The following is a 229-nucleotide window of genomic DNA, read 5'->3' on the forward strand; positions in this document are numbered from 1 at the left end:
AAGAAGGCAACGCCAGTTGCTGGGTGCGGGTGGCGCAGCGTTCGGCCGGCGGCGGCATGGGCAGCCAGTTCTTGCCGCGCATCGGCCAGGAAGTGCTGGTGCAATTCATTGAAAACGATATCGACCGGCCGGTGATACTCGGCGCACTGTACAACGGCCGCGGCGAAGGCGGCGTGCCGGCCACGCCGGGCGGTGTCGCCAGGCAGGACAGCGATGCCTCGGTGTTCGA

The 229-nt window shown here is 67.2% G+C and carries 1 pseudogene (cut by a window edge); it reads left to right on the forward strand.

Going from position 1 to position 229, the window contains the following annotated elements:
• Window positions 1-2: 2 nt before the first annotated feature.
• Window positions 3-229: pseudogene (locus tag GJA_RS27645) on the forward strand (phage baseplate assembly protein V); its annotated part runs 193 nt beyond the window's last position; the annotation flags it as partial.

Origin of the sequence: Janthinobacterium agaricidamnosum NBRC 102515 = DSM 9628, from assembly GCF_000723165.1 — a bacterium.
Classification (GTDB): Bacteria; Pseudomonadota; Gammaproteobacteria; order Burkholderiales; family Burkholderiaceae_D; genus Janthinobacterium; species Janthinobacterium agaricidamnosum.